A 14,560-nucleotide genomic window follows, 5' to 3' on the forward strand; every position below is an offset into this window, starting at 1 on the left:
CCGCCACCAAAACCTAGCGCTTGCGGCGCTTGGTCACGGCGACGCCGGCCGCGGCAACGGTTGCGCCGGCGATGCCCAGGGCGGCGACCGTCATCGCGGCGGAGTCACCCGTGCTGGCAAGCTCCGTGCCGCCGGACTTCTTGCCGTTTTCGCCCTTACCCTTGGACTTGTCCGTCGTCACTGTGGTCGTCGTCGAAGTCGAACCACCCGCAGGAGCCCCGGTACCGCCAGAGCCATCCGCACCGCCACCCTGCTCGCCACCGCCAGGCGTCGGCTCGGGCTCCGGCCCGGGCTCCGGCTTGGGCTCAGGCACCGCCTCATCGGTCACCGTAATCGTAATGTTCAAGCGCTCCGAATACTCGCTGTACGACATGCCGGGGCGTTGTGCCGCAATGCGCACATACATGTTGCTATCGAGCGCAATAGGCTCGGTGTACTTTACGCGGCCTTCGTCACGGCAGGGGCAGGTGTCGTTGGTGGTGTACCAAATGGTCGCGCCATCCTCCGCCGAAAGCTCCAGCTTCGTGCCCTTGGGCACCGTAATGTAATTCTCCTTGGGCGACCACGAGCCAAACGTCGTCGCACCAATCGTCGCCGCCGGTCGCGCCGGTCGCACGGCCTCGGCAGACACGCGCACGTCAACCTGCTTGGACAGCGCCGTGCCATCCACCGCCGCCGTCAACGTCGTCAAACCGGGCAGAGCACCATGCAGCACAAACGTCGCCGCGCCGTCCTTGCCCGTCACGGCCTGAGTGGCATCGACAGAGCAGATAGCCGAGGACTCCAGCCCAACACTAACCTTGGCGCCCGCAAACGGCTTGCCCGCCTTATCGGTCACATGTGCCACTAGCTCAAAGTCGCCGCCCTCAAGCATGGTCACAGCTTGTTCCACGTTGAGCTTGAGCTTGTCGGCACGAACGCCCACGGCAAGCTCCCCGCTTGTCCAGCGCGACATGGCCGTGCCCGCATAGTTCCGAGCGCCATCAAGCTCAAACGCCACCGTCGAGCCCGCCTCACGCGCATCGGCATAGCGAATACGCAGCACGCGCGACAGCGGCTTGCCATCGGGGTCATCCTGCTTATCGAGCCAGCTGTACGTCACATCGCCCAAGCCCTGCGCGCACAATGCGGCCAGAGTATCGTCACTCGCGTCCATATACTGCGCAAACTCAACCTCGATGCAATCGGTATAGGCATGGGCCGAAGCCACCTCGGGCGCCGCCGTCGACACCAAGCCAATGTTCACCTCAGTCTGAATCGGCGGCACGCGCAGCCAGGCGGAGCACGCCTCCTCATACCCGTCCTTGGTCACGCGCACCTGATACCAGCCGGTCGGCGTATTCCAGTTGTACGCACCGTCCGCACCCGTTGCAAGCGGATTGTCCTGCTCATACTCCTCGGCATCCCAACGCGTGGCATTGGTGCCGGCCGCATCGTCGGCGCTCCACAGCTCAACCGTCGCGCCTTCAACCGTATTGGACAGCAGGCCCTCGTACACCACGCCCGCAGGGTCGGGTGCAGCCTTGGCAGCCACATGGCGGTAACGTGCCTCAAAGATCGACTGCATCTTCTCGTCCGAAATCAAGCCGTCCTTGTTGGCGTTATAGACCTCGGCATCGGTCAGCTCGCCCCAGTTGACCGTAATACGATTCTGGCACGCGCGCTCCACCTGCTCACAGGCGACATCGTAGGCGCACTCAGCATTGGTCAGCTTAATCGCGCGCTCCGAACCCACGCTGGTCGAAGCCGCATCATAGGCAGCGCCCACCACGGTACCCGCCGAACCGGCCGTCAACACGTCGGCGATTGTCATAATGGAGCCCACTGCCACATCGGTGCTGTCGTGGCAGAGCTGGCGATACAGCAGATCCTCAAACGCACGCGCCTTCTCCATGGCGTCACGCAGCGCGTAAATGCACTTCCAGTCGTCCTCGGTCTTCTCGGGCTTGGCAAGCAAGCGCGTATGCTGAAGCTCATAGCCCTCGCGCTCGCCCTTCACCTTCTGCATACGGACGTTCACGTTCTCCCAGTTCTTGCTGGCATCATTCACGCCGTAAATGCCGGTAAAGATGCCGATGCCCTGGGTCGCCGCGGGAAACGCCTGGCCGGCCGCCTTCCACGCATCGGTCTTAAAGACCTGTCCGAACATCTCGCACTCGATCTTATAGCTCTTGAGCGAACGGATCGTGCGAATGAGCTTCATATGGGCGCTCACGTCGCCGTTGAGCTTCCAGGCCATGAGCCATCCGCGCACCTTGGAGTTGTTGAGGCTATGGACCACATTCCAGTTGTCGTACAGGTTGTCCAGAATGTCGCACTGCATGGCAATCGAGTTAAACAGAAGCGCCTGGTTCTTGTTGTTATTGGAGTTCTCGATAAATTCCGACTCTATATAGGCCGTCTGCTCGCCATCGGGCGCGGCGACCTTAAAGCCCTTGACGGTATCGTCATCAGCCGCCTTGTAGCTCAGCGAGCTGCCGAGCGCCTGGCCCAAATCGTTAAACCCGCTCGTCGACTGGCCGTTGTACTCGCTGGCCTTAATGCCCGCGCACTTGTTGAGCGCCGCAGCGGTTGCGTCATTCCAGCTTCCGTATTGGTTGAGCTGGCCGATACCCATCGACTGGCCTACCAGATCCTCGGCCTGCTGGGCAATAAACTCCGCTCGCGACGCATGGTCGACGAGCTCCTTGATGGCGGCCGCATCCGCGGCGTTCGCGCCCTGGGCCGCCGCGAGTTCCTGATACCAATCCTCGCTGGTGCCGTAAGCATCCTCAAAGATCATCTTGTCCACGTTGACGCCATAGCTGTCGCCCTGTTTGGTCAGCAGCGCCGACGAGCCGCCAACCGCGGCCTTAAGCTCGGCGGCAAACTGCGCCGCCTCGTCGTTGCCAGCATCATCACCCTCGCCTTCGCGGGCAGCAGGGGCACGACGGGCCTTGCGAGCAGCTCTACCTTGGGCTTCGTCCTCTTTACCGTCCTTGTCCTCCTCGGCAAACGCATCGGCGACCATCTGGTCAATCGCGTCGTTAAAGGCCTCGTCGACATCATTAAACGAGTTATCCATCATATACTCGTGCCACTGCTGTACGGCATTCGAGAACTCCTGTTGGCGCTCCTCGGCCGCGGCGGAATGCTTTTTGGCCGAAGCGTTGGCATCAAAACTCAGCATGGTCATAAGCTGAGCATTGGAGATGCGGTAGGTCTGCGGCATAAAGATCTGCTCAAAGTTTCCGCAGTTCACATAGGTCGAGTCATTCGCCTTGTTAAACTCGTCGAGCAGCTTAAGGTAACCCTCGTCCACATACTCCGCCACATAGCGCACACGGGTACCCTCGCGCGACTTTTGAGTCAGAGGAATCGTCACCGTCTTGCCATCCACGCAGTCCACGTACAGGTCGAGCGTGTCGGCGGCCTCTTCGTCTCCCACCTCGAGCGTGATGTCAAAGGTCCAGTAGGCGTTCTTCTTTTGTGGCAGATGATGGAAGGTCCACAGGCTCTTGCCGGTGTCCTTGCCGTCCTTGACCAGGCTTTGCGTACCGCCACGATACGTCACATCAAAGTTCCAGACCGAAGCGCCCGGAACATAGCGCACATAATTGCGAGCCGTCACATCGGCGGCAGCCGCGGCAACGTCGGTCGAACCCACACGCGCCTCGAGCATCACGCGCTCGGCGGCAAGCGTATCCTGCGGCAGGTCGTATTCAATCTTGGCACGGCCGAGTTTATTGGTCTTGCCGGTGTACTTTGCAGCCGACGAGCCCGTCCCCACGGTGAGCTGCACGCTCTTGCCCGGCGCCGCATAAACGTAGGCCACATTGCCCAGCAGGCTGTGAACGTCGGTGCTGTCGACCTCGATGCACGATCCGCTAACCTCGAGTGTGGTGCTTCCCAGCGGCAATGTCACCTCGCCCAGCGTAATAAGCGGCGAGATGGTATAGATGCCCGCGGCCTTAGGCTTAAAGCGCACAAACACATCGGCGCCCATGCCCTTCTTCATATTGAGAACGAGGTTGTCGCCCTCCCAAGTTGTGTCAACCCACCCGGCATCGGAGCTGGCGCCGGCTTCGCGGGAGCCTGCGGACACATCCTCGACGGCATCCTTGGCCAGCGGAATCTCAATCTTGGCAGCCTGGCTGTCCTTGAGCTCGTAATGAATGCGCAGCTCGGTCTCCACGCCAACGACCGCGGACGAATCAGCGATAACCGAGCCCGCCGTCAGCCCGCGCTCGGCACGATACGTCTCCACGTCAAACGTGGGGACGTCAAGCGTCACATCGAGCTGTTTGCCGTCCTCGATCTTCACCTGCTTTTGCGCGATATGCTTGCCCGCGGTCAAACCCAAGCGGCTAAATGTGGAGTAGTCCTTCGCCTGAATGTCGTAGCTCGTCTTGTTAAAGGCAACAATCGTATAGGAGCCGGCCTTAAGGCGCGGCGTTTCGGCCTTCATGATGGGCGTGGCGCCGTCATCCTCATAGCCCGTCAGATAGGTGACGCCGTCGGCGACCAGCTTGCCATCGGATGCGCGGAACACGAGCACGCGGTTGGCTCCCATATACTCGCCCTTGGTGGTAACCGTCGCCGTACCCCAGGGCTTCAAGTCGATATCGACCTTGCCGGCCGAAGGCTTCACCGTCGCCGTCGCCCCACCCAGCTTGAGTCTGTCTTTGGGCTCGAGCGTTATCTCCAGATCCTGGTCCGCGTCGGCAATAGCCTGCGACACCACGAGCACCGTGCCCTGGATGCGATAGTCGTTTTCCTTGTCACCCTTGGCCGGCTTGAGGGTCTTGCCATCACACGTAACGGTCACATCGATGTCATCCAGGCTGTCGAGCTCAATGCGTTCGGTCTTATCCTGGCCCACAATCGGTTCAAGATAGCCCACGTTGAGCTCAATCGCGCGCGAGGCCGGAATCTTGGTAAAGTCCTCGGCATTGATCTCCCCGACGTCCCACGTGCCCGTCATTTGATCGCCCGGGCGAGCGAGCACCATATCGTAGCAACCATCGAGCGATATGCGCAGTGTGGCCGCCATCTTGGAAAGGGCATCCACCGTAAAAGCACCGTCATCGCCAACCGCCAGAGGCGTGGACTGCCCCGCCTGCACGAGCACGGCCGCCGCGCCCTGGGGAAGTTTGCCCGTTACCTGGGCAGCCTCGCCCATCCACTCAAAAGTGTAGGCAGGACGCGAAGAATCGGCCGAATCCTTGCGATCGGCAACAGCATCAGCAATTTTCTTAATCATCGAAGGATTGCCCGCCGAGTCCGTCGCATAGGCATAGATGGTCTGGCCCTCGCTAAAAGGCATCGAGTAATCGACGCCATCGATCGTCACGTTATTTGTGTACAGGCCTGCCTCTTCGAGCTTGACATCGGGATTCATGATGCGCAGCGCCACCGCGTTGTGATTAGTGGTTGAGCTGCCGGCGCTGCTGGTAATACGCGTGTTGTCGAACGGCTCCAGATCAATCGACTGGACACTCTTGGGCAGCACGATCTCCTTGCCAGCCAGCTTGGGGCTAAGATAGGTAAACGCGTGCGCTCCGATGTATTTGACACCCTCACCGATCGTTACCGACGACACATGCGAGCACCCGTCAAAGGCATAGCGCTCAATCCGCTCCACCGTGCCCGGCACGTTGATCTGGGTAAAGGTGAGTACCGTTGTGTCCGAGACATAGAACTGTGGCACGCCGCAATTGGCGAAGGCACGATAGTCGATAGTCTTAACCGAAGGCGGCAGCGTTGCCACCACCTTGTCGTCAAGTTGTTCGCAGCCCTCAAAGGCCTGCTCGGGAATCGTGGTAAAGGCCGCGTTGTTGGGCCAGGTCACCGTCTGGAGCGTCTTGCTTCCGGTAAACGCATTCCAGCCCAGCTCCTCGACCGAATCGGGCAGTGCGATTTCCTTGATGCTGCTGCCGCCCAAACCGCCCACAGAGCGGATATGCGAATCGGGGGCAAACGTAATTGATGTGAGCGCAGCGCTTCCCATACCCGTAAGGCTTACGACATGCTTGCCGTCGATGGTCGAGGGTACCTCCAACGTGGTAATGCCCGCGTCGCCATACTCGATAGAAATTTCGTTGGTGAGGCTATCGATCGAGAAGTAGTACTGCGCGGGGGTCTGCTCGCCGGCCACGTGGCCATCATCGTCTTCACCTTTTACGCCCGTGGCGCCCTTCGAGGTTGCCCAGAGTTCAAGTTCCTCGTTCCAGGTTGCCTCGGCACCGGAAGCCTCCTCTTGCTTCTGCTGCTCGGCGAGTTCCTTGCCCTCGACAAGATCGGTGGCGAGCGTACCCGCAGGTGTGCTCTCGGTCTGTCCGGCGCCCGTCAGGCCCGCCGCCGATGCAATCTCGGAGGCCGGGGGCGTAGGGGCGTCACCGGTATCGAGCACTGTGGGGTCGGCAGCGCCGGCATCGGGCATGGGGCCGGCGGAAGCAGAGTCTGACGTTTGGACGTCAGCCGAATCGGCGGAAGCGGCGTCGCCTGCTTGGCCGTTATCCGTCTGTACAAAAGTGCCGTCGGTGTTGAGGGCCTCGGCAAACGCGCCCGCGGGCAACGAACCCGTCACCATGGTGAGGGTCACAGCGACAACGGTCAGGCGGCAACAAAGCGCTCGAACAGTGGTCCACCTCATGGTCGTTCCTTTCCTGAAAACCAAAAGTCATCCAGCGTAATCGTCGTCCAAAAACAAAGCGAACGGTAGGTTCATATATACGAACCTACCGTTCTACCTGCGCAAACCGCCACAAAGGGGACAGGCACCTTTGTGGTGGTTGGGGTTATTCATCCGTCGTGGCGGAGCGCAACCTAACGCTTGCGACGCTTGGTCGCAGCAACACCGGCAGCGGCAACAGTTGCGCCAGCGATGCCCAGGGCGGCGACCGTTATCGCGGTGGTGTCTCCCGTGGCGACCAGGACAGCATCGGGCTTCTTGGCCGGCGTGGTTTTCTCAACCGTCTTGGTCGTGGTGGTTGTCGTGACCGGCTTAGCCGCTGGTTTGGTCTCGGGCTTCACTTCGGGCTTAGCCTCAGGCTTAACCTCAGGCTGCGGTGTCGGCTTGGGATCCGGCGTAGGCTGCGGATCGGGAGCCGGCGTGGCTTCAGGCGTAAAGGTCAAATCGGTGTTGAGCCACAGGGTGTAGATCCAGCCGCTCTCGGGATCAACTACACTCGCTTCGCCCATCTGGTAGCCGCACTCCTGGCCGTTGATCACCAGCTTGGTGTCGGGCGTGAAGTAGAAGCCGCGCGCGGGCTTGAGGTAGATGCCGTAGCGATAGGTCACGCCGGGTTTAAAGGCGTCGATGTGATTGGTGATGTGCTGGTCCCAAAACTCAACGGAATTCACCTCACTGCCGTCGCTACCCGTCCAGTACTCACACTGAGGAAGGGAATTGGAGCCCGTCGGAACATTCGCCGTAAAGACCGGCTTATCGCCCGCCTTAAAGGTGGTCGTGGCGCCGTTGATCTCGATAACGTCGATGGCACGCCATTCGTCAATCGGCTGCTCGCACAGCATATTGTCAGCGTTTGGCGCGAAGACGCCGTTGACGGTCTTGATGTGGTGCGCCCAATGACCGTTGACGTTCATTTCGCAGTCATCGGCCACGGTATTGTCGCCCTTGAGTCTCAGCTCAACGGAATACATGTAGAACTTGCCCTCTTCGAAGTGGTCAATCTTCTTCATGCCCGGCGTGTACTTTGCGGGGTCGGAATACCAGAAGGCAACGGGTACCGACTCCCCGGATTCCATGTCGAGCTCCATTTCCTCCCAGCATTCGTAGGCGATCTCATACTTGTCGGCATCGGCGGCGGGGATCGTCGCGGTCGCGCGGGGCGCCTCGCCGGGCGCGTAGTCAGTCTTTACGTCGTTGACGTCCAGGTTATGAAGGGCTTCGTTTTCCGATGCAACAAGCGTAATTTCGCTATTGATGGTATAGCGGAGGTAATAGTCGTCCCTGGTTTCGTTGAGGGTAATCGAGCTGCCCGGCTGATAGGCGTTGAAGATATCATCGGGATCCCCAACAATGATGGCACCGCCCTCATAGTCAGTTCCGGTATACGTCAGTGCCGCGCCAATATAAAGAACCTCATTGCGCGTGAGTCGATACGAGCCGCCTGCCGCGCCACCCGTAAAGGTCAGCGTCAGCCTCATGTGATCGCCAACAGGCTCAAAGTGAGCCGTCACATCGGACATAGATGTGTCCTGAACTTCAGCCAGGGTGCCCGAAACAGCATCGGCCCGGTAGTACTTGGTTTCGACAAGTTCGCAGAGCGGCTCATCCGGCATGCCGCCCTCAACATCGGGAAAATCATAGGTATACGACTGGCCCTTTTCGAGCGTGATGTTGCCCGGAAGCACACAGTCCGTATAATGATCGACCACGGTCGTGTTGAAGTTGACGCCACCCGGGTTCTCGATGGCGTCGGTCACGCCACAGGGCATGATGGCATCGTTTGCCGGCGTGGCGGCGTTGTCGCTGGGAGTGTTTTGTTCGGCGGGTGTCGCATCGTTCACCGTTGCCGCCGGTGCGTCCTGCTGAGCCTGCTGAGGTTCTGCCGTGGATTGCGCCACCGGAGCCGCGTCAGCCATCGGCGCAGCCGGGGCCACCGGTACCGGCGCCGGAGCAGCCGTATCCTCCGCAACCGTCGGCGTCACCGGAGCCGCGGCAACCTCATCCGTCCCAGCGGCGAGATCGGCGCATTCCGTCGCCAGCGCCACGCTCGGCAGCAGCAGCTGGCCGACCATAAGCGCACACGCGCCAGCGCAAGCGATTTTGGCACCCACACAACGCCAAGTACCGTGAACCAGCGAGCAGGTACGCTCGCGTTGGGTTTGCTTGTCAAAGTGGTTTCCGTACATAACGGCCTCCTTGGTCGATGGGCCATACCACCACAAAGGTGCCTGTCCCCTTTGCGGTGATTCTGTACCACCAAGATGTGTCAAATGACTCCGTATGCCTAGGTTCGTAGATGTGAACCCAGGCCTCTACCTGCGGTTTAAGTCAATATGATTTCGCCATCGCCACACTCGTCCCGGGAACGCTACAATCGAGGACACGATTATTCGTCCACCCAAAGGACCGTCCTTGAACCTGAGCAGGCCTAAAATCAACGCGCTTCTGGCACTCGCGCTCTTCACCTTCGCCTTCCTTGCCGCCGAGTTTCGCTTCGACGTCAATGTCGGGCTACTCGCCGGCGCCGAACGTGTTGTGCTCGCACAGGGCTTTATTCTAGGTGCGAGCGTGCTCGGCTTTATCGGATATGCGCCGCTGCTCGGGCTCGCACGGCGCAAAAGCCGGCCTCAGGCAGTTGTCAGCGCCGCCGTCCCCATCGCCATCTTGGGGTTGACTCAGATTCAGTCCCCCACGAGCCCGCTTGCGCTCGAGATTCTGGGATGCCTCGCATTCCTCGGACTCGGCCTACTGGGCGGCGCGGCACACCATGCCTTCGCAACGACATTCCAAGACGATCCCAAGCTCGCCACCGGTGCGGGAGCAGCCTATGCCGCGGGCATCCTGATGCAGTTCGCCATCAACCTGCTCAATTGCGGCGGCATCGCAGAGCTCATCGTCCTTGGCACAGCGACGATCGCTATCTCCGCCCTCAGCGTCGTTCCCCAAAAGGCTGCTGAGAGCTCCAGCCCCGCCATCAATCCCTTTGTTGAGCCATCGCACGCCCTTGCCAAGCAGGCGTGTTGGAGCATCGCGCTCGTCATGATTCTGGCCTGTCTGTTCTCTACTCTCGATAACGTGGTCACGTTCTCCAACGCCCACGGCACCATCGCCGTGCAGACCTGGCCGCGCCTCTTTTTGGCAGCGAGCGGTCTTGCCGCCGGTCTTATCTTTGATCTTGCCGAGCGTCGCTACATGGGACTCGTCATGTTCGGCGTCACGGTACTCTCCACCATTTCGATCTTAGCCGTCGAAGCAGGAGCCGATCCCAACCTGGGCCTCATTGTCTTTTACCTGAGCTCGGGCTTTTTTGTCACGTTCTTTACCGCCACGTTTACTCAGCTGGCACCGCGCATGCACGTGCCCGCCTTCTGGGCCGGCATGGGCCGTGCAGCCAATAACGTGTGCGCGTTCACCACGTCGGGCGTCTCGCTTGCGCTTGTGACCTCTGGCAACGTCGCCCTCATCATGATCGGTGCGCTCGTTTTGCTCGTCGCCGCCTGCGCGGCATTCGTTGCCGCGGGCCTATTCCGCCTGCCCCAAACCGAGCAGGAGCGCGAACATCAACAGCTTGCCGAGGAGGCGCTGGCAGCACCGAGTATCGAGGAGCAGCGTCAGGTCTTCATCACCGATCACGCTCTCACCCCACGCGAAGTTGACGTGCTGGTGGCTGTGACCCAAGATGAGCGCCCGCTCAAACAGGTCGCCGAGGAGCTTGGTATCTCGATGCGCATGGTACAGCGCCACCTGAGCTCCATTTATCAAAAGACCGACACGCAGACGCGCGCCGGTCTCACCAAGGCCTTTCCTCGGCCTAAAACAAAAACCACCACAAAAGTGCCTGTCCCCTTTGTGGTGGTTTTGGTCGGCTAGCCTTCGAGCTGGGCCACTTTGTAGCGGTAGGCCGCCGCGATGACGTCTTTGCAGCCCTCGCGACCCAGCTTGGCGCGGTTGACGACGATATCCTTGCCACTCGTCATCTTCCACTTTCCGGCGCTATAGCGCTTATAGAACGCCTCGCGCGCCTTCTGCTGCTGCTTGACCAGCTTGGCGCCTTTCTTTTTATTAAGGCCACGCTTCTTGCGCACGATCTCGACGCGGTTCTCAAAGGGAGCGGTCACCAACACGGCAATGTGGTTGGGATTGTTACGCAGCAGGTAATCGGACAGACGGCCTTCGATAATGCAGCTCTCAGTCTCGCCCAGATCCAAAATCACCTGACTCATCTTTTGGAACAACTTGTCCGAGTACGAGCGCGCGTCGTAGCGGTCGGGCAGGAACGCCATATTCTCCACGGCCAGACGCTCGTCGTAGGCGGCCATCTTGTCGAGCGACTCGCCCGCACGCAACGACGCACGCACCAGCAGCTCGTTATCGTACAGTGGAATCCCCAGCTCGTCGGCAAGCATGCGGCCAATCTCGTGGCCCTCGGCGCCAAAGTCGCGCGCAATGGTAATGACCACAGGATTCTTCTTATTCTCCAGATCGCTCATCGCGATTCCTTTCTCTATGTGACAAAGGGGCTGTCCCTTTGCCACATTCTACGCTGCCACCATTCGCCTCTGATATGCGCGAACCAGCAGCGAGATACCAAAGTTGAGCACAAAGTACATCGCAAACACCAGACCGTAGAGCATAAGCACCTGCGACAGGTCGATCGCGTGGGCCATCACGACGTTTGCCGTGTACATGAGCTCGGCCACGTTAATGCCCGAAAGATACGAGCTGTCCTTGATGACGGTCGTGCACTGGCTAAACAGCGCCGGAATGATCGTCTTAAACGTCTGCGGCAGAATGATGTAGCGCATGGTGGCAAAGAAGCCAAAGCCCTGGCTCTGCGCCGCCTCAAACTGGCCGCGCGGAATCGAGTTGAGGCCGCCGCGCACAATCTCGGCCATAACAGCGCTGGTAAACAGCGTAAAGGCGATGGTCGAAATCACAATGTCCAAACCCTGCACCGTAAAGTAGATAAACAGAATCCACAGCAGGTTCGGCGTGCAACGGAACAGCTCGATATAGGCGCTCACCAAAATACGGAACGGGCGGGGCGCATAGCTTTTAACAAGCGCCAGCACCGTGCCAAAGATGAGCGAGAAAAAGATCGACAGCGCCGAGATCTCGATGGTCTTAACAAAGCCGCCCCAAATGTAGAGCAGGTTGGTCGCGTTGAAGATTTCCATGCGCTAGGCCTCCTCTACGTTGTCGAGCCCCAGCTCGGCCAGGCTCACGCCGCGCGGACGCTCCTTGGAGCGGCGCTCGAGCCACTGCACCAGCATGGCGAGCGGAAAGCAGATGATGAAGTACATAAGGCAGCAGACGATGTATCCCTGCAGGTAACCGTACAGACTCACAAAGTTGTCGGAACGGTACATAAGGTCGCCGCCGGCCACAAGCGCCAGCACCGACGTGTTCTTGACCAGGTTGAGCGCCTGGTTACACAGCGGCGGCAGAATGATCTTGAATGTCTGGGGCAGCACGATGTACCAGTACGCCTGCGCACGGGTGAAGCCCTGGCTCTGGGCCGCCTCCATCTGACCGCGCGGAACCGCCTCGATACCGGTGCGGATGACCTCCGAAATGTAGGCCGCGTGATACAGACCCACGCCTAAGAAGCCCAGCACGAACGGCGCGATGCGCACCGGCTGGTCGGCACCGGTTATGGCCTGCAAAAACTGCGGGCCGGCCATGTACATAAAGAGCACCTGCACGGGCAACGGGGTGTTCTGGTAAAACTCCACGTACACGCGGCTGATGGCGCGCAGCACGCGCGAACGAGTGGTAGAGAACACGCCCAGCAGCGTGCCCAGCACCAGCGACAGCAGCAGACCGGCAACGACCACCTGTAGCGTCACGCCAAAGCCCTCCCAGAAGGGCCCCATGTTTTGAAATGTCGTCGACCAACGGTCGGCGTCAAATAATCCTTCGAGCATTTGATTCCTTCCTTGGACGATGCGCCTATACAAGACCCCAGGTCTTGACCTCTTGGTCGAGCCAGCCGTCGGCCAGGCGATCGCAAATCACCTGATCGACCACGGCCGAAAGGTCGCAGCCCTTCTTGGTCGCCACGCCGTAGCCCTGCTCGCCAAACTTGACCTCGGGCTGCAGCAGCTCAACGGTCTCGTTCATGTAACCGGCCAGCGTGGAGCGGTCCATGGCAAAGACGTCGATATTGCCGGCGTCGAGCGAACTCTTGATGATGGGGTAGCCGCTAAAGGCCCTAAACTCGGGCTTGCAGCTAAAGCCGTTTTCCTTGATCATCTGCTCGATCAGGCCCTGCGTGGTGGCACCCTGGCTCACGCCGATGACCTTGCCGTCCAGGTCCTCAATCGAGGTAAAGCCCGAACGCTTCTTGACCATGAGTCCCACGTAGTCGGTGCGGTACGGCGTCGAGAAATCCCAGCTCTTCTTGCGCTCGTCGGTGATGGTGTAGGTCGCCGCGACCACGTCGAGTTGGCCGTTATCGATCAGCGGGCCGCGCGTCTTGGGCGTTACGTCGGTAAACTCGACCAGCTCCTGGGCGCGGGCCTCCTTGTAGCTCACGCCAAAGACGGCAGCGGCGATCTGGTAGCACAAATCGACTTCCATGCCCTCAAAGCGACCCTTGGCGGTGTCGTAATAGCCGTAGCCGGGAACGTCTTTCTTAACGCCGGCATTCAGATGGCCACGCGACTTAATGGCCGCAAGCTTGGATCCCTTGTCGGAACCCTCGCCGCTGGTGGAGTTGCCGCAACCGGCAAGCGCGGTCCCCGTCAGCGCAAGCATGCCGGCGCCAGCCAGCTGCAAAAAGTGAAGGCGCGACACGGCCGCCCTCGTCATATCCGTCATGTCCATCACCGCGCCTAGTGCAGAATCTTGGACAGGAACTCGCGACAGCGCGGGTTCTCGGGGTTATCGAAGAAGTGCTCGGGCGTGCCCTCCTCCAGAATGCGGCCGTCCTCCATAAAGATGACGCGGTCGGCCACCTGGCGCGCAAAGCCCATCTCGTGCGTCACGCAGATCATGGTGATGTCCTCCTGCGCGAGCTCAATCATAACGTCCAGAACCTCCTGGACCATCTCGGGGTCGAGCGCCGAGGTCGGCTCGTCAAACAGGATGATGGGCTGCTTGGTGCACAGGGCACGAGCGATGGCGATGCGCTGCTGCTGACCGCCCGAGAGATTCTGCGGATACTCGCCGGCCTTATGCGCCATGCCGACGCGCTTGAGTGCGGCGATGGCGATCTCGGTCGCCTCCTCCTTGTTCTTCTTTTGCAGCTTGATGGGCGCGAGCGTCAGGTTACCGAGCACCGTCATGTTGGGATACAGGTTGAACTGCTGAAACACCATGGAGCTATACTTGCGGGCCATCTCCAGGTGATTCTTTTTGGTGAGCGGCGTACCGTCGATGATGACCTCGCCCGACGTGGGCTCCTCCAGATAATCGACGCAACGGATGAGTGTCGACTTGCCCGAGCCGGAAGGCCCGATCATTACGAGCTTCTCGCCGCGCTTGACGGTGAGGTTGATATCTTTGAGCACATGCAGGTCGCCAAAGTACTTGTTGAGATGCTTGATCTCGATCATGTCTGCCATGGATGTCCCTTCCCTGCGTTTACACGAGTTGAACTATTGTACGGAAAGAACCACGTTTCCGCAGCCCACACTACATCCCCGTAAAGAACCCGCAACCTTCCGCCCACTCATTGGGCACTCATTTAAGTCTGTCCCCAGTGAGCGCCCAACCGCCCTTGTTGAGCATAAGTCAGCGAAAACCCGTACACGCGAGCAAGGTGACGTGAAATGAAAGGGCGCAGACCTTATGGTCGCGCCCTTGAAATTGAACATCAGATTGCCGCGTGTACGGGTTTGCAGCGTCGAGCCGTTGCGCGGTTTGGTAAAACCGCGCAACAAA

At 59.9% G+C, this 14,560-nt stretch carries 8 protein-coding genes; 1 reads left to right on the plus strand and 7 read right to left on the minus strand.

Annotated elements, in window-relative coordinates:
* Positions 1–13: 13 nt before the first annotated feature.
* On the minus strand, positions 14–6,634 hold the full coding sequence (locus DWZ22_RS01605) for a leucine-rich repeat protein (RefSeq protein ID WP_118405271.1): 6,621 nt from the start codon (positions 6,632–6,634) through the stop codon (positions 14–16).
* Between the two features lie 173 nt (positions 6,635–6,807).
* The gene (locus tag DWZ22_RS01610; protein ID WP_118405272.1) at positions 6,808–8,859 is read right to left on the minus strand and encodes a hypothetical protein; all 2,052 of its coding nucleotides are present in this window, start codon (positions 8,857–8,859) and stop codon (positions 6,808–6,810) included.
* A 226-nt stretch (positions 8,860–9,085) separates the two neighbouring features.
* Here DWZ22_RS01610 and DWZ22_RS01615 point away from each other — a divergent pair, with 226 nt between their 5' ends.
* Positions 9,086–10,543: a helix-turn-helix transcriptional regulator gene (locus DWZ22_RS01615; protein ID WP_118405273.1), complete on the plus strand. Its 1,458-nt coding sequence runs from the start codon at positions 9,086–9,088 to the stop codon at positions 10,541–10,543.
* On the opposite strand, the gene DWZ22_RS01620 is transcribed toward DWZ22_RS01615, so the two are convergent.
* Genes DWZ22_RS01620 through DWZ22_RS01640 form a run of 5 tightly spaced genes read right to left on the minus strand, consistent with a single transcriptional unit; the run spans position 10,540 to position 14,241 of the window.
* Positions 10,540–11,163 carry an AAA family ATPase gene (locus tag DWZ22_RS01620; protein ID WP_118405274.1) on the minus strand — a complete coding sequence of 208 codons (624 nt, stop codon included), beginning with the start codon at positions 11,161–11,163 and terminating at the stop codon, positions 10,540–10,542. The two genes, DWZ22_RS01615 and DWZ22_RS01620, sit on opposite strands and share 4 nt — an antisense overlap.
* A gap of 48 nt (positions 11,164–11,211) precedes the next feature.
* Positions 11,212–11,850, minus strand: coding sequence for an amino acid ABC transporter permease (locus DWZ22_RS01625; protein ID WP_006235796.1), 639 nt, complete (start codon positions 11,848–11,850; stop codon positions 11,212–11,214).
* Positions 11,851–11,853: 3 nt separating this feature from the next.
* Positions 11,854–12,600, minus strand: coding sequence for an amino acid ABC transporter permease (locus tag DWZ22_RS01630; RefSeq protein ID WP_035136546.1), 747 nt, complete (start codon positions 12,598–12,600; stop codon positions 11,854–11,856).
* 25 nt (positions 12,601–12,625) lie between these two features.
* Positions 12,626–13,501: a transporter substrate-binding domain-containing protein gene (locus tag DWZ22_RS01635; RefSeq protein WP_118405275.1), complete on the minus strand. Its 876-nt coding sequence runs from the start codon at positions 13,499–13,501 to the stop codon at positions 12,626–12,628.
* Between the two features lie 8 nt (positions 13,502–13,509).
* Positions 13,510–14,241: an amino acid ABC transporter ATP-binding protein gene (locus DWZ22_RS01640; protein ID WP_118405276.1), complete on the minus strand. Its 732-nt coding sequence runs from the start codon at positions 14,239–14,241 to the stop codon at positions 13,510–13,512.
* Positions 14,242–14,560 lie beyond the last annotated feature (319 nt).

The sequence above is a fragment of the Collinsella sp. AF31-11 genome (assembly GCF_003475605.1).
Lineage (GTDB): Bacteria > Actinomycetota > Coriobacteriia > Coriobacteriales > Coriobacteriaceae > Collinsella.